17 protein-coding genes are annotated in these 19574 nt (G+C 42.4%); 7 read left to right on the forward strand and 10 right to left on the reverse strand.

What is annotated here, in order from left to right; all coding sequences use genetic code 11:
- Positions 1 to 4 precede the first annotated feature (4 nt).
- The 6 genes from lolA1 to BUC10_RS03215 all read right to left on the reverse strand — a co-directional run bounded on the left by lolA1 (position 5) and on the right by BUC10_RS03215 (position 6827).
- Positions 5 to 655 carry an outer membrane lipoprotein periplasmic chaperone LolA1 gene (lolA1, locus tag BUC10_RS03190; RefSeq protein WP_073177117.1) on the reverse strand — a complete coding sequence of 217 codons (651 nt, stop codon included), beginning with the start codon at positions 653 to 655 and terminating at the stop codon, positions 5 to 7.
- Position 656: 1 nt separating this feature from the next.
- Entirely contained in the window at positions 657 to 3026 is a 2370-nt protein-coding gene (locus tag BUC10_RS03195; RefSeq protein ID WP_073176438.1) for an FtsK/SpoIIIE family DNA translocase, read from the reverse strand.
- Between the two features lie 64 nt (positions 3027 to 3090).
- The gene (locus tag BUC10_RS03200; protein ID WP_073176439.1) at positions 3091 to 3456 is read right to left on the reverse strand and encodes a diacylglycerol kinase family protein; all 366 of its coding nucleotides are present in this window, start codon (positions 3454 to 3456) and stop codon (positions 3091 to 3093) included.
- Complete coding sequence (gene tpx, locus BUC10_RS03205) at positions 3449 to 3955, reverse strand: thiol peroxidase (RefSeq protein WP_073177119.1); 507 nt, start codon at positions 3953 to 3955, stop codon at positions 3449 to 3451. The genes BUC10_RS03200 and tpx overlap by 8 nt, the downstream gene beginning before the upstream one ends.
- Before the next feature lie 89 nt (positions 3956 to 4044).
- A complete protein-coding gene (nhaC, locus tag BUC10_RS03210; RefSeq protein WP_073176440.1) occupies positions 4045 to 5532 on the reverse strand; it encodes a Na+/H+ antiporter NhaC in 1488 nt (495 codons plus the stop codon).
- Between the two features lie 74 nt (positions 5533 to 5606).
- A complete protein-coding gene (locus BUC10_RS03215; protein WP_073176441.1) occupies positions 5607 to 6827 on the reverse strand; it encodes an aminotransferase class I/II-fold pyridoxal phosphate-dependent enzyme in 1221 nt (406 codons plus the stop codon).
- A gap of 151 nt (positions 6828 to 6978) precedes the next feature.
- On the opposite strand from BUC10_RS03215, the gene BUC10_RS03220 reads away from it, so the two are divergent.
- Together BUC10_RS03220 and BUC10_RS03225 are read left to right on the forward strand one after the other, a co-directional pair.
- Entirely contained in the window at positions 6979 to 7437 is a 459-nt protein-coding gene (locus tag BUC10_RS03220) for an Lrp/AsnC family transcriptional regulator (RefSeq protein WP_073176442.1), read from the forward strand.
- A 108-nt stretch (positions 7438 to 7545) separates the two neighbouring features.
- The gene (locus tag BUC10_RS03225; protein WP_073176443.1) at positions 7546 to 7935 is read left to right on the forward strand and encodes a hypothetical protein; all 390 of its coding nucleotides are present in this window, start codon (positions 7546 to 7548) and stop codon (positions 7933 to 7935) included.
- A 7-nt stretch (positions 7936 to 7942) separates the two neighbouring features.
- On the opposite strand, the gene BUC10_RS03230 is transcribed toward BUC10_RS03225, so the two are convergent.
- The 3 genes from BUC10_RS03230 to BUC10_RS03240 form a co-directional block, all read right to left on the reverse strand.
- On the reverse strand, positions 7943 to 8869 hold the full coding sequence (locus BUC10_RS03230) for an aldo/keto reductase (protein WP_073176444.1): 927 nt from the start codon (positions 8867 to 8869) through the stop codon (positions 7943 to 7945).
- A complete protein-coding gene (locus tag BUC10_RS03235) occupies positions 8853 to 10130 on the reverse strand; it encodes an NTP/NDP exchange transporter (protein WP_073176445.1) in 1278 nt (425 codons plus the stop codon). The genes BUC10_RS03230 and BUC10_RS03235 overlap by 17 nt, the downstream gene beginning before the upstream one ends.
- A gap of 104 nt (positions 10131 to 10234) precedes the next feature.
- Positions 10235 to 11275, reverse strand: coding sequence for a helix-turn-helix domain-containing protein (locus BUC10_RS03240; RefSeq protein WP_073176446.1), 1041 nt, complete (start codon positions 11273 to 11275; stop codon positions 10235 to 10237).
- Positions 11276 to 11452: 177 nt separating this feature from the next.
- Between BUC10_RS03240 and lpdA the strand changes: the two genes are divergently transcribed.
- Positions 11453 to 12859, forward strand: coding sequence for a dihydrolipoyl dehydrogenase (lpdA, locus tag BUC10_RS03245; protein WP_073176447.1), 1407 nt, complete (start codon positions 11453 to 11455; stop codon positions 12857 to 12859).
- 240 nt (positions 12860 to 13099) lie between these two features.
- Here the strand turns inward: lpdA and BUC10_RS03250 are convergent, their stop codons facing one another.
- Positions 13100 to 14293 carry a heparan-alpha-glucosaminide N-acetyltransferase domain-containing protein gene (locus BUC10_RS03250; protein ID WP_073176448.1) on the reverse strand — a complete coding sequence of 398 codons (1194 nt, stop codon included), beginning with the start codon at positions 14291 to 14293 and terminating at the stop codon, positions 13100 to 13102.
- A gap of 129 nt (positions 14294 to 14422) precedes the next feature.
- Here BUC10_RS03250 and BUC10_RS03255 point away from each other — a divergent pair, with 129 nt between their 5' ends.
- From BUC10_RS03255 to BUC10_RS03270, 4 genes are read left to right on the forward strand one after another with little or no spacing between them, the layout of a single operon-like run.
- Positions 14423 to 14956 carry an NADPH-dependent FMN reductase gene (locus tag BUC10_RS03255; protein WP_073176449.1) on the forward strand — a complete coding sequence of 178 codons (534 nt, stop codon included), beginning with the start codon at positions 14423 to 14425 and terminating at the stop codon, positions 14954 to 14956.
- A 6-nt stretch (positions 14957 to 14962) separates the two neighbouring features.
- Entirely contained in the window at positions 14963 to 16264 is a 1302-nt protein-coding gene (locus tag BUC10_RS03260) for an anthranilate synthase component I family protein (RefSeq protein WP_073176450.1), read from the forward strand.
- Positions 16265 to 16286: 22 nt separating this feature from the next.
- Positions 16287 to 17594: a tRNA lysidine(34) synthetase TilS gene (gene tilS, locus BUC10_RS03265; RefSeq protein ID WP_073176451.1), complete on the forward strand. Its 1308-nt coding sequence runs from the start codon at positions 16287 to 16289 to the stop codon at positions 17592 to 17594.
- Positions 17591 to 19570 carry a protein-disulfide reductase DsbD family protein gene (locus BUC10_RS03270; protein WP_073176452.1) on the forward strand — a complete coding sequence of 660 codons (1980 nt, stop codon included), beginning with the start codon at positions 17591 to 17593 and terminating at the stop codon, positions 19568 to 19570. The genes tilS and BUC10_RS03270 overlap by 4 nt, the downstream gene beginning before the upstream one ends.
- The last annotated feature ends 4 nt before the right edge of the window (positions 19571 to 19574 follow it).

Genomic DNA, 19574 nt, shown 5'->3' on the forward strand with positions numbered 1-19574 from the left:
TGCACTAATTTCTTATAATATAGTACCCTTCGTCCTCGTACTTTTTCCCGTCAAAGGTAAAGAGCTTGCTGGACAATGGCTGATTGGTTTTGAAAGAATTAACTGTAATTGTTGTTTTTGTGTTGTTTTGCCCGGTCTGGATGAGTTTATAAATATGCTTTGTCTGAGTATCCACACCTAGAAGAATGGTTTTGATTTCCGTATTGCTGTCAATAGGAGTCAATTTTACATATTGGATTTTTCTTCCCCCAACATTTTGCAGAATATCCCAAGCGTAATTATGCCCAGTTCTATAAAAGGTAAGCATTTTGGATGGGGTGATGTTATTGTCATCCTCGCTGATGTCCTCGATAGTGACTTCCTCGTTCTCCGGCACTACGGTATATACTTTTTTTCCGTCATTTAACTGTTGAGCACCTAGATAATCCAAGAGATACTTATCCCCGCTTAGTGTAACATTACCGCTGGATTCTTGCTTGATGTTAGCTTCGGTATTTTCCAGCGCGTAGGTGAAATCAATATGAATGTTATCGTAGCTGCTTGCCTTGTTATAAACATCATCCAGCAAAGCCTTTGCCTTAGGGGAATTTTGACCGAAGGTCATTAGGCTTAGCACAAAAAGCCCTATAAAAAGTATATGTTTCTTGGGTGTCATGTTATTTTGTTTCATTTTCTAAAAGTTGTTCCAGGGAAAACATATCTGGCACAAGTACCTGTCTGGCCTTACTGCCTTCAAATGGGCCAACTATTCCAGCTGCCTCCAATTGATCTATAATTCTCCCCGCACGGTTGTATCCTAGTTTTAATTTTCGTTGGATAAGCGATGCCGAGCCTTGCTGCGCATTTACGATGACTTCTGCAGCTTCTCGGAACATGGCATCTCTGTCCGCTATGTCATAATCAATACCCGTGCCAGAATCTTCGCCCACATACTCAGGAAGCAAATGAGCATCAGGATATGCCCTTTGCGAGCCAATATATTCCGTTATTTTCCCCACTTCTGGAGTATCTACGAAAGCGCATTGAAGTCGTGTCACATCGTTCCCTTGGGTAAAAAGCATATCCCCTCGACCAATAAGTTGATCTGCACCCTGTGCGTCCAATATGGTTCTGGAATCAATTTTTGAGGTTACCCTAAATGCTATCCGTGCGGGGAAATTGGCTTTGATGATTCCTGTAATGACATTTACCGAGGGTCTTTGCGTGGCAATGATCAAATGGATTCCAATGGCTCTTGCCAGCTGCGCCAAACGAGCTATGGGAGCTTCAACCTCCTTACCCGCTGTCATGATAAGATCAGCAAATTCATCAATCACCAAAACAATATAGGGAAGGAACTTATGCCCATCATTGGGGTTCAACTTCCGCTCTTTGAACTTGACGTTGTATTCCTTTATGTTCCGAACCATCGCCGTTTTGAGCAATTCGTAACGGTTATCCATTTCAATACAAAGGGAATTCAAGGTGTTGATGACCTTAGTGTTGTCCGTAATAATGGCATCTTCCGAATCCGGTAGTTTGGCCAAGAAATGACGCTCAATTTTGTTATAGAGTGTAAGTTCCACCTTTTTGGGGTCAACCAAAACAAACTTGATTTCCGCCGGGTGTTTCTTGTAAAGGAGGGAGGTGATCACTGCGTTCAACCCCACCGATTTACCCTGTCCGGTGGCCCCGGCCATGAGCATGTGTGGCATTTTGGCCAGATCCACTACAAAAGTTTCGTTGCTAATGGTCTTTCCAAATGCAATGGGCAATTCCATTTCCGCTTTTTGGAATTTGTTGGAGGCAATTACCGAACGCATAGAAACAACAGTTGCGTTTTTGTTCGGCACCTCTATACCTATGGTCCCTTTTCCTGGAATTGGAGCAATAATCCGAATGCCAAGGGCAGCCAAAGAAAGAGCGATATCGTCTTCCAAATTTTTAATTTTTGAAATACGAACACCCGCTTCAGGTACAATTTCATAAAGTGTCACCGTTGGACCAATGGTCGCCTTGATCTGTGCGATACCTATCTTGTAATTCTTAAGGGTGCCAACAATTCTGTTTTTGTTCTCCTCAAGCTCTTCCTGGTTAATGGTGATACCTCCGGAAGCCCCGTGGGGTTCCAAAAGGTCTATGGGTGGAAATTTGTAGTTGCCCAGTTCTAATTTGGGGTCAAATTCCCCAAAATCCTTGACCAACTTGGCAGCCGTGGTGTTTTTTTCTTCCTTTTCCTCCTTCACTTTTTCCACTTTCAAGTCGATATCCGATTCCTCTTCTTTAGGAAGATTGACATCGAGTCCTGCTTCTTGTTGCAATGGAGGAATGTCTTTTTTATGCGTATAGGTGTCAATGACCACAGGTTCTTCAGATTCTGTGCTGAGCTCTATACTGTTCTCTGTGATGGTTTCTTTTGTTGCAGTCGTTTTTTTAGTGGAGAAATCAGCCTTTAGGCTCTGTTTCTGTGAACGAAAGAAGTTGGCGATACCTTCCGGGCTAAAGTTGAAAAGCCTAACCAGTATCACCGTTAAAACAAACAACAACAATAGAAAAACCCCAATTTTACCTGTGTAATCCTGGAGAAAATCGTTCATTTCATAGCCTATCAGTCCGCCCAAAAGAGGTTGTTCCATGGCGAAAAATCCAAGAGCGACGGATATCCAAATGATTCCTATAAGTCCCCAAATCCATTTTCCAATAAGACCTTTATTGTCTAGACCAAGAAAAAGATAAAGCCCGGTAACTGCTAAAAGCAATGGGAAAGCGAAGGAAGCGAGTCCGAACCCTTTGTACATAAAAAAATGACTGACCGCAGCACCAAATTTGTTGAGCAAATTACTGGCTTCGGCGTTTCTGTCCTTGAACTCCGTCAGCATGCTCTGGTCCTCCTGCCAGGTGAAATAATAGGATATAAAGGAGAAGAAGAGGGCAATACTGAGCACAATGAGAAGGCTGCCAAAAATAATCTTGTTTTGTTTGGACAGCTTTAATGAAAAAGACTTTTTTGCGGGTTTAGATTTGGATTTCGTCCTCTTTTTGGCCATGCAATTGATTAATAACGGGGCTAATTTACAAATTTACGATGCTTGAAAGGGAAACAGACGTCGATCAGATGATTTTGGGAAGATAAATCATAAGTCCAACAATGCTTGCGATAAGGGACACCACCATAACCGCTCCTGCTGATATATCTTTTATAAATCCGATTTTCGGGTCCTGCTCCGGTTGCACATAATCCGATAATTTTTCAATGGCGGTGTTCATTCCCTCAATACCCATGACCATTCCAATGGCAAATAATTGTAGCATCCATTCTGTCTTCGAAATTTCGAAATAAAACCCTGCTCCGGTTACCAGCAAGGCAATTACAAATTGGATTTTTATGCTGGCTTCAGTTCGCAATAACAAAAACAACCCTTTAAAGGCAAAACCAACACTTTTAATCCTATTGATCAAGAATGGCTCCTTAGGCATCCATTAAGGCTTCGAGGGCGGCTTTGTAATTGGGTTCATCACCAGTTTCTTGCACCTGTTCCGTGTAAATCACTTTACCAGTTCCATCCAATACCACAACACATCTGGAGTGCAGTGACTCAAACGCACTGTCAGCAAAGGCAAGACCATAATCCCGTCCAAAATCCCCGGATTTATAGTCAGAAAGCATATCTACATTTTCAATGCCCTCGGCTCCGCAGAATCTTTTTTGGGCAAACGGAAGGTCTTTGGAGATACAAAGCACTTTGGTGCCTTCCAATTCTGCAGCCTCTTGATTGAATTGACGAACCGACTGGGCGCAGGTACCCGTATCAACACTTGGAAATATATTGAGGACCAACTTATTGCCCGCATAATCGGATAAAGATGCACTGGACAAGTCTGATTTGGTCAATGTAAAATCTGGAGCAGCAGCATTCAATGCTGGTAATTCCCCAATCGTATTGGCAGGACTGCCACCTAAGGTAATTGAAGCCATGGTAAACTGATGTTTTAAGTTTAAAGCGTAAATATACGTCCTATCCAAACGAATTACCATAAAATGTTTGGTCAGAAACTGGAAAAATGCTACGCTTTGGCAGGAACTACCAATTGTTTGATTTTGATTTGAAGGGCAGCGAAAAGCAAGGTCATAAACGGACTGAGCCAGTTGAAGATGGCAAAGGCAAAATAGTCTATGACGGGAACTCCGAGTACACCACTATGATACGCACCACAGGTATTCCAAGGTACCAGCACCGAGGTGACGGTTCCCGAATCCTCTAAGGTACGACTCAAGTTTTCTGGTGCCAGGCCTCTTTCCCTATAAGCATTGCTGAACATCTTTCCCGGAACCACAAGTGCCAAATATTGGTCCGATGCCGTTACGTTCAAAGCCAAACAGCTACCTACTGTACTTGCAAAGAGTCCAAAAGTAGTTTTGGCCATGTTTAAAAGCGACTTGGTAATACGCTGTAACGCTCCAATACCGTCCATAATACCCCCAAAAACCATGGCACAGACAATCAACCAAATGGTGCCCAGCATACCGGCCATTCCTTTTGATTTAAAAAGCTTACTATATTTCTCGGGTGCTTCCAACTGCGTTTCAACCGTAATGGCATTGAGTACCCCTTTGTACCCAGATTCGAACGAAAGCTCGCTTGCACCTCCAAGAGAACTCACAATACTCGGCTGAAAAATTAGGGCAAAAACACCGCCAAGGAGTGTTCCAATCAAAAGTGCCACCAGAGGAGGTGTCTTCTTTATGATTAAAAAGATTACAACTATGGGGACTATGAAAAGCCATCCGTTTATATTGAATCTTTCTCCGATGATTCTAAGGATTTCGGATGCATCCGCGGGCCCGGTTGAGTCTATGGAAAAGCCAATTATGATAAAGATCAACAGTGTTACCGTTATGGTTGGAATTGTAGTAAGAGCCATATATCTAATATGGGAAAAAAGCTCACCTCCAGCCATAACCGGTGCCAGGTTTGTAGTATCACTTAAAGGGGACATTTTATCCCCGAAATAAGCACCGGAAAGTACGGCTCCAGCTGTCATTCCCAATGAAATTCCAAGTACATCCCCAATGCCTATAAGTGCAATGCCCACGGTAGCTGCCGTAGTCCAACTACTTCCCGTAGCAATGGAGATTATGGCGCATATAACAACACAGGCTGCAAGAAATATTGTTGGATTCAGTATGTAAAGTCCATAGTAAATCATGGCCGGGATAATTCCACTGATCAACCAAGTCCCTGCCAAGGCACCCACCATCAACAGGATTAATAAGGCTCCTGTTGTAGATCTTACATTTTCTGCAACTTCCGCCAGCATCTGTTTGTAGGAAACTTTATTCTTAAAACCCACAACGGCAGCTACAGCCCCCCCAAGCAATAGAATAAATTGGTTGGACCCCTCAATGGCACTATCACCAAACACAAAAACGTTGTATGCCAACATGGCAACCAAGGCGAAAACTGGAATCAAGGCCTCCCAAATACTTAACTCTTTGTTTTCCACAATATTTTCAGCTTCTCTGTACTTGGGTTTTTGGGCTTTTTTCGCCATGTAGTTTGGTTTTGCAATCGAGTAATATTACAACTTTGGATGCTGTTCTGCAAACGAAAAAGATGGCTTATCAATTAAACCATGGCAGGATTGCTTTCCAAAATACCCAACTTTTCCATACAGGAATGCATGGCCAAATAGGTCCTGTGTATATCATTGTCCAAACCAATGGAAAATCGAATAAGCCCTTGGGAAAGACCCAGTTCTTCCTGCTCTTCCATAGGAATTTCAGAGGAGGTGGACGTTCCGGGTGCGCTGAACAGGGTTTTGTAGAATCCAAGACTCACGGCAAGGTAACCTAGCTTTTCACGCTGCATCAATTCCATAAGCGCATTGGCCATATCCAATGAGCCCACATCAATGGTCAAGAGCCCACCAAATCCAAATTCAGGATTCATTTGTTTGCTCATTGTTTTGTGCCCTTGATGTGATTCAAGGCCGGGATACACTACTTTCAGACCATCTTTTTGAAATTGTTTGGCAAGATATTGGGCATTTTCGCTATGTTTTTTTACCCTAATGTGAAGCGTTCTCATGTTCTTGAGAATTGAAGCCGCCCGGAGACTATCCAAAGTGCTTCCCAAAAGCATACCTGCGCCATCATTTACATCTTTGAGCGCCAGACAAAATTCTGTCGAAGCACAAACGGCTCCCGCCACACAGTCGCTACTACCATTAATGAATTTGGTCAAACTATGTACTACAATATCAGCGCCCAATTTGGCTGCACTGATGGAAAGAGGGGAGAAGGTATTATCCACAACCAATGGTAGTTGGTGTTTTTTAGCCAACTTGGATAACTGTGGAAGATCTGCCACCTCCAACAGGGGATTGCTCACGGCTTCACAATACACCATCTTTGTTTTAGAAGTGATAGCTTGTTCTACTTGCTCCAGATTTGTGATATCCACAAATGAGGTGGTAATGTTGAATTTCTTTAAAAAGTTTTTTAGCAGTGCGTAGGTACCCCCATAAATTGTTCTGCTGCATACTATATGGTCCCCAGCATCGCACAGTTGAAGAATTACGGCACTTATAGCACCCATTCCACTTGCGTAAACATTTGCAGATTCTGTTCCTTCCAGTTGGGCCATTGCTTCCCCCAAGTACAGGTTGGACGGGGAGGAGTGCCTGCTATAGAGATAACAGCCCTCTGTGTTTCCCTCGAAGGTATCGAACATGGTTTTAGCGGATAGGAAAGTGTAGGTGGATGAATCCGAGATTGAGGGATTAACCCCCCCAAATTCACCGAAATACTGTAAACTTTGAATTTCGTCTGATGCTTTATAGTCCATAATGGTTGATTTACAAGTAAAATTAACTTTATGTCGACCAAAAGTCAATTAAAAATTTACATTTTAGTTTTTTAATCCAAAATTTCAATTTTAATAGAACTTTAGTCTAATTATCTTTGATTTCACTAACTTTATCGGAAAGAAAATCAGTATGGAACTGGACAATATTGACAAAGAATTGGTACAGCTGTTGCAGGCGGATTGTAAGAGGACCACAAAACACTATGCCGATTTGCTTGGCCTTTCAAAGACTGCCGTGTACGAGCGTATCCGGCGATTAGAAAGACAGGGCGTAATCACCAATTATGTTGCGTTGGTAGATAAAGAAAAAGTACGACGCAGTTTTACGGCTCTGTGCCATATTCGTTTGCTGCAACATACTAAAGAAAATGTATTGCGGTTTGAGCGGGAAATCCTGAAACTTGACGAGGTCTCCGTATGTTTTCATGTTAGTGGGGATTACGATTATATCCTTCGGGTCAATGTGGAAAATATGATTAAATACCGGGAATTTATGGTTACAAAACTAACGGTGATCAGTAACATTGGAAATACTCAGAGTTCCTTTGTAATCAACGAAGTAAAGCATACTACCGCCGTTTTTATTTAGCAAAGTTTAACGTAAATCGATGTTAAAGTAGTCTTGGGATTGGAGGGTTCTTCCTAATTTCTGGTCAAATCAAAAAACAAACCACAATCAAAAAACTACTTTTCAATCATGAATTCGCGCACACGGGTTTTTCTCACTGTGCTCTCCACCGCGGTAGGGGGCTCATCATTGATTCTTTACACGACCATTTCGCAGGATATCCTGTTTAAAGGCCTCAGTTTTTGTTCTTCATCAGTTCAAGAACTGGTTTTTGGCAGCGCTGCATTTTTTCTGTCCGCTGTTGTGGCCGGTTTTATTTCCACTTTGATCGTGGTAAAGGATAATGTTTTACCATTGGTGTTTATTTCCCTCTTTGTTGTGGCCAAGATTTTCCTGTTTACTGCTTGCGGACAGTGGCATGGACCTATTTGGTTCGAAACCGGACTGAATCTGTCCCATTTGGGAGGCTTGTGGTTGGGCTGCTACGGGGCTGTAAAGTTTCCGTTGGCACCCATGTAACCAACCCCTAAATCGATTTCAAATACATTACCATGCGATTTCTTATTGTCCCATCGGGCATTTTGCCCAATCCTGAACGCATATTGTCCACCATGTGATGTGGTTTTGAAGTCCCCGGAATAACGCAGTTGACGTTTGGATGGGAAAGGATAAATTTTAAAAAGAATTGCCCCCAGCTATTAATGTCCCATTCCTTGGCCCATGTCGGAACTTCTTTCCCTTTGACCCTTCTAAAAAGCGAACCTCCAGCATACGGTTGGTTGACGATCGTTGCAGTGCCGTACTTTTTGGTGGTGTCCAACAATGACTTTTCCGCATTTCTGGAATTGATGGAGTAATTGAATTGGACGAAATCTGGCCTTTCGGATTGAATGATGTGTTCCAAGGTCTTATGGGATGAATCTACGTAATGGGTAATTCCCCAGTATTTTATTTTCCTCTTCTCTTTCCATTCCCTTAGTGTCTTAACATGGGTTTTCCAATCCACCAGATTGTGAATCTGAATCAAATCCATCTGTTCTCGTTGCATTTTGGCCATTGAAGCTTCCATTTGCCGTATCCCGGCTGACTTTCCCGAAGTCCACACCTTTGTGGCATAAAAAAGTTCGTTTTGAAATTTGAGTGCTTTGGTCAAGTCTCCAACAACACGCTCCGAACTTCCGTACATGGGGGAAGAATCAATTACAGAGCCCCCAAATCGATATAGTTCCTGGAGTACTTGCGTCAACACCGCTCTTTGCGCATCGGAATTCCCTACATCAAAAGTCTGCCAGGTACCTAGACCTACGACGGGAAGGTCCTCTCCTGAGGACGGAATTGGCCTTGTCTGAACTTTAGAATAGGGCAAGAGGTTTCCCATAGTACCAAATGAGAATCCTACACTGCCAAGTATAGATAATTTCAGCGCATCTCTTCTGCTAAATAGGGTTTTCATAAAGCTTGTTTTTTAAAGTTACTATATGTTCTTTACTTTTTTGCAATTTCCCTAGTCGATAGCCCGTAATGCTCCACAGAAAAGAAATCGGTGCCGCAAGCCAGGCGATGAACCCAAGACCAAAACCCAGAGCGGTAAAGGTCGCAAAAAGCCAACCGACAAGTGCATCACCACCTCTATAAATAGCCGTGTCTATAACGTTCTTGGCTTTATATTTCTCAGCTTGATTCGTAACGGTGAACAAGATTTCCCTACCTGGTCGAAGTAACATAAAATTGCCGGAGCGATGAAGAATCATTAGTGCAGCCACAATTCCTAAACTGGGACGCACACCCAAAACAATAAGGCCCAATCCCATTAGAAAAGGAATGGAGGCTAGGACGATGGACAGGCCGAGTCTTTTGATGAACTGCGCGGTTAACAAAAATTGCCCTAAAATGGCTATAGCATTAACCGTGAAATCGATTCTGGAGAAGTAGGCGATACGGTTAGAGCTTTTTGTAAATTCCGCTTCCACAATGTGGGCCTGTTCAAAGTAGAGCACCGTGGATATTGAAGTATATAGCAGAACAAAAAGTACAATGCCCAGCAGGTATTTCGAATTGTAGATGAATTGAATACCCTCGAAAAGACGATTTGTTGTTATGGACTGAGAATCGTTTGGAGTCGTTTGAAACCTTTTTTTATCGGTCAGTGCGATGAGCCCAAGAATACAACATAATCCACCAGCAATAAACAGAGCAGCTAAAATTAAAAGCAAGTCTATGGAGATGGCACTTACTTCATGAGCTATTAAAGGTCCTGACAAAGCACCAAGGCTTCCTCCAGAGGCGATAATCCCAAAAAACCGCTTCGAAGAGGCGCTGTTAAAAATATCCGACATAAAACTCCAGAAGAGTGAAACCACAAACAGATTGAATACGCTCAACCAGATAAAAAAAGTTATGGCAATGCCCTTTGAAGGTCCATAAAACTTAAATCCAAGATAAAAGGCCAAAATATTGACCAGAAAAAAGGTGTAGGAATAAACCAAAACCTTTGCCGTGGAATAGCGGCTAATGAGATATCCAAACAATGGAATAATGCAGAGCATGGCCACAAAGGTTCCTGTAAAAAGCCATTGCATATTAATTGCACCATTTTGTATGCCCATTTCGTCCCTAAGAGGTCTAAGGATGAAATAACCACACAACAGACAAAAGAAATAGAGTGTGGAAAGGGCGGTTGTTTTATAAAGAGTTGTGCTTGAACGGTCTTTCATCTTGAATAGGAAGAGTTTAAAATAACTTTCCATAGTTAAGATGTTCGATGGACTAAACCGATAGGATTGGGAAATCGGAAAGATGGATTTATAAATCCAATATCTTATGCCGACTTAAGCCGGTACTTGGAGGGAGTGGTGCCGGTAGCCCTTTTGAAAAAGATATTAAAAGCAGAAATGGAATTGAAACCCACATCGTAAGCAATACTTGCAATCTTGGTATTTTGATAATCGGGATGCTTTAATTTAAACTTGGCAGCCTCAATGCGATATCCGTTTAAAAAATCTGGAAAATTCTTTCCCAACGCATTATTTATAATGTGTGAAACCAAATAAGGTGGAAGTTTGGCTGCTTTGGAAACCACGGTTAGAGTGCAGTTGGCATCCAAATACAATTGTTCTTGCTCCATGAGGCGTTTTATGTTTTCAGCAGCCTTTTGCATTTCTACTTCGGACAGTTTTATGCTTCCATTTTTATGTAGCTCTTTATATTTCAACAAAGAAGGGTTCTTGAAAAGAAGAAAGGCTAGAAAATAGATCAGAGGTGCATATACTATTGGTCCAAGGAGATAAGGGGTGAGCCCAAGAATGTAGTTGGAGAAGTATAAAAATTGGAGAAGGGTAGTTCCCAAAACTAGGGCACCTGTCCATACAACAGCAGCTTTAGAAATTTTCGGACCACCTGCATTGAAAAAATGAAACCCGAATAAGGCAAGGCCTGCCATGCTGTAGATCATTTGATGAAAAAGAAGCGCGCTATATCCACCAGAATGCCAGAATCCATCCAATGAAAGAGTATGGATAGTAAGTGCCAAAAGTATTCCGGGAACAAAATGAATCCATTGCCATTTAGACCATTCCCTGGGGTACAGCACATACCAAATGTAGAGGAGCAAGGAGGGGCCTGACAGTGCATGGGCGGCAAAACCAATATTGATCAACCAAACAGGGGTCGTTTCCAAATACACCCAAAGAATAGATTTGGTTAGGCGTATGGTTATGACAAGGAAAAAAAGAAAAAGTAGTACGTTCCTAAAATCCCTTTTTCGTTCAAAAAGGCTGTAGATAGCCATAAAAAGACTTTGCGAAGCTGCAATACCAGCAATAAAAAGCTCCAATTCCCTTTGTAACCTTAACGTCCTCATCCAATAATTCTTAAGTGGAATTTAAGGAAATTTTAGGTCTTCAAAACCAGCTTTAACCCAATCTTATGAGAATCCGATGTTTTCCGAAATCAATTCGGGAAAACAAAAGGCGATTCGGAGAAACATTGCTATTTTTGTAGTCAATATCAAAACGAGTATTATCCCTAACAATTAGATATGAATCAATACGATGTGGCCGTTATAGGCTCTGGACCTGGAGGCTATGTAGCGGCAATTCGCTGTGCGCAATTAGGAATGAAAACCGCAATCATCGAAAAATACCCAACCCTCGGAGGAACTTGTCTTAATGTAGGCTGTATTCCTTCCAAGGCGTTGTTGGATTCCTCGCATCATTATGAGGATGCTGTAAAGCACTTTGAGGAACATGGTATAGATATCCCCGGGGAGGTGAAGGTGAATTTGGAGCAAATGATCTCCAGAAAGCAAGGGGTAGTTGAGCAGACAACAAAAGGTATTCAGTTCTTGATGGATAAAAACAAAATTGATGTCTATGAGGGATTGGGAAGTTTTAAGGATGCCACCCATATCAATATAGCCTTGGCAAATGGGAAAAAAGAAACCGTTGAAGCCAAAAACACCATCATTGCCACAGGTTCCAAGCCGTCCACCTTACCGTTTATCAAATTGGACAAGGAACGTATTATCACCTCTACGGAAGCATTAAAACTCAAAGAGGTGCCGAAGCATATGATCGTTATTGGTGGAGGCGTCATTGGCCTGGAGTTGGGGCAGGTCTACAAACGTTTGGGATCGGAGGTAACTGTGGTTGAATTTATGGACAGAATTATCCCCGGAATGGACGGGGGGCTTTCCAAGGAGTTGATGCGATCCCTGAAAAAACAGAAAATGAAGTTCAACCTTTCCCATAAAGTAAAATCCGTGGAACGGGTGGGGGATGAGGTTGTTGTGAAGGCCGATGATAAGAAAGGTCAGGAAGTTACTTTTAAGGGGGATTATTGTTTGGTTAGTGTAGGTAGAAGACCATACACTGATGGTTTGAATGCGGAAGCTGCAGGTGTTAAACTCGACGAACGTGGTAGGGTTGAAGTGAATGACCATTTGCAAACCAATGTTTCCAATATTTATGCCATTGGCGATGTGGTTCGCGGAGCCATGTTGGCCCATAAGGCAGAAGAGGAAGGAACTTTGGTGGCCGAAACCTTGGCTGGACAAAAACCACATATCAATTACAATCTTATTCCGGGAGTGGTCTATACTTGGCCCGAAGTTGCTGCCGTGGGTAAGACAGAGGAGCAGCTGAAGGAAGAAGGTGTAGCATACAAGTCAGGTCAGTTTCCAATGCGGGCTTTGGGACGTGCCCGCGCCAGTATGGATATTGATGGCTTTGTAAAAATATTGGCGGATAAAAAAACAGATGAGGTACTTGGCGTCCACATGATCGGGGCACGTTGTGCCGATTTGATTACGGAAGGGGTCACGGCCATGGAATTTAGGGCATCCGCTGAGGATATTGCCCGTATGAGCCATGCCCACCCTACCTATGCCGAAGCTGTTAAGGAGGCGGCACTTGCTGCTACTGAGGATAGACCTATCCATATTTAGCAGTCCAGATTTATTCAAATGTAAGGCAGCTTATCCTTAAGAGGCAGCCCTTAGGGCTTGAAATTGAATGGCGTACATTTTATTTCAACAAAATGCTTTTAAGAAGGATAAGCTGTTTTGCATTTCTGTGTGGTTAGGAAAACCCTTGCCAAGAACCTGATCAAATATCCAATGCTGCTTTCAACAAGAGCAGCTATCAAATGATGCGAATTTCACTACTTGGGTGGAAGACCAAAAGAACTACTGCGCAGTCTTGAAAAGACGCCTTAAGGTCGCTTTTACCCTTAAGGACAACTCTTTCAATATGGGTTGGGCTTTTTTGGCTAAATCTGCCGTATGCAGTTTTACGTATAGTGCCGTAGAGGCCAGACGATCTTTCAGTTCCACTTCGTGCTTATTGTACTGCATGGACAAGTAGGTACAAGCTATCATAAAGGCCAATGCCCCGGGAATTACAATACCCGGATTAAGACTATGGTGGAAAAAGCGGTACAATCCCAATCCCGTAAAACTTCCGTATAAAATGACGAAGTGAATTACGTAAATAGATAAGGTACTGGCTCCAATTTTCAGAACGGATGGGTTGGTCATAAATTTTCGCAATAGCATGAAAACCGCAAAGACCAAAAAAACATCTCCCAATCGGATGAACAGGTAGTTGTTTATCTGGATCCTATGGAACAATTCTATTCCTGTATGCTCGAAAAGTGAAATAAAACCATCGGAACTATAAAAAATCAATGCCGAACCAACCAATATTGCCATGGGAATGGCAATCGTATATAAATGTTTGGCATCTTTAAAACGGGTGAAAAGAACCGACAGGAATCCGCCGACGGTGGCATAGCCTAACCAAGGAATGATGGTAAACACAGAACCATTCGCCTTGGTGAAATAGTTGGCAATAGCTTCAGGAAGCAATGCAAAGGACCACTGCTTGTATATAGGTTCAAATAAAAATAGCACCATAGTGATTCCTATTAAAAGCATGGGAAACACAAAAGGCTTTCTATTGGATGAAAACAAATAGATTCCTATCAAAGCTAAAATGGATAGTCCAATACAATGGAGTACATCCACCAGATAAAAAGAACTATAGATGTTACCGCTAAGAAGTCCCAATAAGTTGGTGCGCAGCAGATACCCTATAAAAAGCAACTGCAATCCTCGCCGAATACCTTTTTTAACCCTGGGGTTATCCAGTCCAACCTGCGGTACCCGAATAAGAAGATATGTAAAAATAAACCCGGAGACGGTAAAGAAAACTGGTGCGGTAATGCCTCTAAAATAAAGCCAGATGTTAAAAACCTCATTGTTCTGATCTCTAAAACCAGGGTCTAGAAGCCCATCAATGAAGTGACCTTGAAGCATCATTAAAATGGCCCAAGCACGCATAGCATCAATAAAAAACAATCGTGAGGTTTTGGCTTTCATTGGCAAACAATTACCCTATATACTTGCCTAACAGCAAGTTTGGATGTCCGGCGGGTCAAAATTAGACAAAATACTCGCATGTAAATGGCATTTGCGGTATTTTAGCGAAACAATCAAAGTTTTTCGCATATGGCTGCAATTTTGGCACTGGCAGGAAGTAATTCTTCAACTTCCATCAATTATAAACTTGTTCAACATACGGTTTCAATGGTTGACAATAATGATGTCCAGGTGATGGATATGGTTCGTTATCCCTTTCCAATGTATAGTGAGGATGAAGAACGGCAAAACGGTTTTTCCAATTCCCTTATTGAACTAAAAAATGACATTCAGGCCGCCAATGGACTCATTCTTTCCGTTAATGAGCACAATGGCAATCCTTCGGCCTATTTTAAAAACGTATTGGATTGGTTATCCCGTTTGGAACGAAAGTTTCTTGCGGACACAAAGGTGCTATTAATGTCTACCTCCCCTGGAAAACGCGGGGGTGTGGGTGCCTTGGGAATCGTGGAACAATTGCTTCCCAGATTTGGCGCGGAGATAACCGCAACATTTTCCTTGCCCTCCTTCCATGAAAATTTTGGGTCTGATGGAATTGTGGATCATGAATTGAAATCGTCGCACCAAGAAGCGCTTGCAACGTTTTTGGAATCCCTTAAGTAAAATCAATTGCGCAAGCAACGTTCTTTTTCCGTAGCAGCTTTTCAGAACATCAAAGAAGTGCTGTTGGACTGGTCAAAACCTTATGGGCATATAATATGGTTGGACAGCAACGGCCATGTTGACCCATACGGAAAATACGATGCAATCATGGCAATTTCTGGACAGAACGATAAGTCTTTTTTTAGCTCAAAAAGCATCGATAAAACGAAGGGTTTTGCCGACAAAGAGAAGGATTGGCTCTTTGGATACTTTTCATACGACCTAAAAAACCAAATTGAAAACCTGGAATCCACCAATTTTGATGGACTGAATTTTCCGGAATTGTATTTTTTTCAGCCTCAAAAAATCATTGCCCTTAGAAATGGGAGGCTGATTTTTATGTATTTGGAAGCATGGGAGGAGGAAATCGATTCTGATTTTACCGCAATACAAAAGGGTATCAAGCGAAAAACTGAAAATCCAAAAACAAATCAGTCGGTCAAAGTAAAATTGCGAATCCATAAGGACGCTTATTTTAGAAAAGCGACCAAGCTACTGGAGCACATCCATCGAGGGGATATTTATGAGGCCAACTTTTGCCAGGAATTTTATTTGGAGCACACAACAATTGACCCTTTGGCTACCTATAAAAATCTTAACAGGATTTCCTCGGCCCCATTTGCGGCTTATGTAAAACACCATGATAAGTTCTTAATGAGTGCCTCACCGGAGAGGTATTTACAAAAGGAAGGTGATAGGGTTATTTCCCAGCCAATAAAGGGAACAGCTCCAAGAGGGGAAACCCAAAAGGATGATTATATTTTGAAAGAGAAGCTTTCTTTGGACCCCAAAGAACGTTCGGAAAACATTATGATAGCTGACTTGGTCCGCAATGACCTTTCCAAAAGTGCTGTTAGAGGCAGTGTAAAGGTAGAGGAGCTTTGCGGGGTGTATACTTTTAAACAGGTACATCAGATGATATCCACCATATCGGCCAATGTTCCTGAGGGTGTAAATCCTATAAAACTGATCAAAGAGACTTTTCCTATGGGAAGCATGACCGGGGCCCCAAAAATCTCCGCCATGAAAATCATTGAGGAATTGGAGGAGACCAAACGTGGGCTTTACAGTGGCGCGGTTGGTTATATGGACCCTCAGGGCAATTTTGATTTTAATGTGGTCATCCGGAGTATTTTATACAATGAGACCTCTGGATATGTTTCGTTTTCTGTTGGAAGTGCCTTCACAGCCAAATCGGAACCTGAAAAAGAATATCAAGAATGTCTGTTGAAAGCCAAAGCCATGCGCTCTGTTTTGGAAGGAAGCTAAGGTTTATTGCTACTTTTGCCACATGTTAAAGGAGTTTAAGCGTCATATTGATCAAAACTTCCCTTTTCTAAGGGGAAACTCCATTCTTTTGGCTTGCAGCGGAGGATTGGACAGTGTGACCTTGGCTTATTTATGCAAACAGTTGGACTTTAGAATAACGTTGGCCCATTGCAATTTTAACCTCAGGGGGGAGGAAAGTAATGGGGATGAAGCGTTCGTCCGGAATTTGGCCGCGGACCTTCGCGCAGGAATAGAGGTGAAGTCTTTCGATGTTACAGAATATATTAAAATCCATGTAGGGTCTGTGCAGATGGCTGCCCGAGAGCTGCGATACAAGTGGTTTAATGAGCTTTTGGAATCGGGTAGATTCGGATATCTTTTAACGGCGCACCATGCAGATGATGCCCTGGAAACCTTTTTGATAAATCTTTCCAGGGGAACGGGTATCGATGGTCTATCAGGGATTCTTGCACAAAATGGAAAAATCATAAGACCCTTGCTGCCGTTTTCCCGAATCCATATTGGAAGTTATGCCCAAGTAGAACGATTGGAGTGGCGGGAAGATAGCAGTAATCTTGAAACCAAATACCTTCGTAACAAGATCAGACATGACGTTGTTCCGGGGATGAAGAAAATGCATCCTGCGTTTTTGGACAGTTTTATCCGGACCCAAAACCATTTAAAAGATAGTGTCCGGTTGTTAGAGGGAATTGTCACTGAAACTCGAAAAAGGATTTTTGTTGAGCAGGAAGATCGGTGTTCCATTGCCATAGCAGAGCTGGAAAAATTAGAACCCTTGGAAGGCTACTTGTATGCGCTCTTTAATGCATATGGTTTTAGCGAATGGGATGACGTGAAAGGATTACTATCGGCTCTTAGTGGAAAGGAAGTGCGTTCCAGGACACACCGTTTGGTGAAGGATAGGGAGCATTTGATCCTAACTAAAATAAAGGATAGGGGAGAGGACAAAGTGACATTGATTAAGGACTTGGCAAATCTGTCCGTACCTATTCCCCTTAAATTTGAAACGGTAAAAACGCATCAAAAAACCAACGCTAACGTCATTTTTGTTGATAAGGAAAAGTTAAACTATCCGTTATTATTAAGGAAATGGCAAAAAGGCGACTATTTTTATCCTTTTGGGATGCGAGGAAAAAAGAAGCTTTCCAAATATTTCAAGGACGAGAAAATAGACGTTGTTTCCAAAGAAAATCAATGGCTTCTTTGTTCTGGAGATGATATTGTATGGGTGGTGGGCAGAAGGCCAGACGAACGATACAGGGTGGATGATGACACCCAAAACATTTTGAAAATTTCACTTCTTGTATGAGAAAACTGTTAGTACTCCTATTTGGATTATGGTTTGCAATAAACCTTCAAGCGCAGACAGATGCGGAACCATCTGTTTGGTCGCACCAGGTCAATAAGATATCCGATACGGAATATGAACTGGTTTTCAAGGGCCAAATCATGGAAGGTTGGCACGTCTATTCGCAGTATACCGCCGAGGGTGGTTCCTTGCCCAGCGAGTTTACCTTTGAAGGGGCAGGAAAGGACTATGAATTGGTCGGTAAAACGGAAGAGAGTGAAACCATAAAGGAGTATAGTGACATTTTTGAGGTGGAAGAGACCTTTTTCAAAGGAGAGGCCATCTTCACCCAAAAGATAAAGTTACTGAAACAGGATGTGCGGCAGATCACCGTGAATCTGTTTTATCAAATCTGCAAGGAGGTTTGCATCCCAAAGGACGAACTGTTCCAAGTTTCCTTGGATGGCGATTCATTTGTTGCTGAGGATAAACAAGTCGATGCGGCAAGCATGACAAAGGCCGCAGCCCTTAAATTGAACTTAAAGAACAAACACCTCCTAAACCAAGGTGATTTGTCTGAGGCAAAAGAGAAATCAGGGCTTTGGATGATCTTTGGACTTGGGTTTCTGGGTGGACTGATTGCCTTACTGACGCCTTGCGTCTTTCCCATGATTCCGCTGACCGTTTCATTTTTTACAAAACAGTCGGGACAGAAGACCAAAGGAATTACCAATGCGATTCTATACGGATTTTTTATTGTCCTGATTTATTTTCTGTTGAGTCTGCCCTTTCATTTGTTTGATTCGATTGACTCGCAGATTTTGAATACCATAGCAACCAATATCTGGTTAAACCTGCTCTTCTTTTTAATTTTCATCTTTTTTGCCTTTTCCTTTTTCGGCTATTATGAACTGACATTACCAAGCTCGTGGGCCAACAAAATGGATTCGGCTTCAACCAAAGTTGGTGGCTTTTTGGGTATTTTCTTTATGGCTCTCACCTTGGCCATTGTATCCTTTTCATGCACGGGACCCATTTTGGGAGGTTTGTTGGGGAGTACCACCTTGGCCGAAGGAAATGTGGCCACCAATCTGTCCGCTGGTATGGTAGGATTCGGTCTTGCACTGGCTCTTCCATTTGCGCTCTTTGCCCTGTTTCCCGCGTGGTTAAATTCACTGCCTAAATCCGGGGGATGGATGACAACTGTCAAAGTGGTCCTCGGTTTCTTGGAGTTGGCATTTGCGTTCAAGTTTCTGTCCAATGCAGATTTGGTGGGTAACTGGGGTATTTTTAAAAGGGAAATCTTTTTAGGGATTTGGATAGTGTTGTTTGTGCTTTTGGCGCTGTACCTTTTTGGGTTTTTCAGATTTCCACATGATGGTCCAAAGCAAAAGCTTTCCGTGGGTAGGCGATTTGTTGGGGTCTTAAGTGCTGCCTTTGGCGTATACCTTATTCTTGGGACTTTCAATTTCACCAACCTTAAAATATTGAGCGGATTTGCACCTCCAGATTTTTACAGTATTACCAAATCGGAGAATGATTGTCCGTTGGGCTTGGATTGTTTCAAGGATTTTGAAGAAGGGGTTGCGTACGCGCAAGAAAAGAACAAACCCATATTATTGGATTTTACGGGCTGGGCCTGTGTGAATTGCAGAAAAATGGAGGAGAACGTATGGAGCGATTCAAAAGTGTATCCCTTGATCAAGGATGAATATGTGCTGATATCGCTATATGTGGATGATAGAAAAGAACTTCCCCAAGGGGAGCAATTTGATTTTCAGTACGAATCGGGGCGCATAAAGAACATCGCAACCATTGGGCAGAAATGGGGTACGTTTCAAACCATCAATTTTAATGCTGCTTCGCAGCCCTACTACGTGCTACTCTCTCCAAATCTGGAAGTGTTAAATGATGCAGTGCAGTATACAGATGTGGAGGCATACGCCGATTGGCTAAGATCTGGCTTGGAAAAGTACCAGCTTTCCATGAACAAATAGCGTC

Source organism: Flagellimonas flava, assembly GCF_900129665.1.
Lineage (GTDB): Bacteria > Bacteroidota > Bacteroidia > Flavobacteriales > Flavobacteriaceae > Flagellimonas > Flagellimonas flava.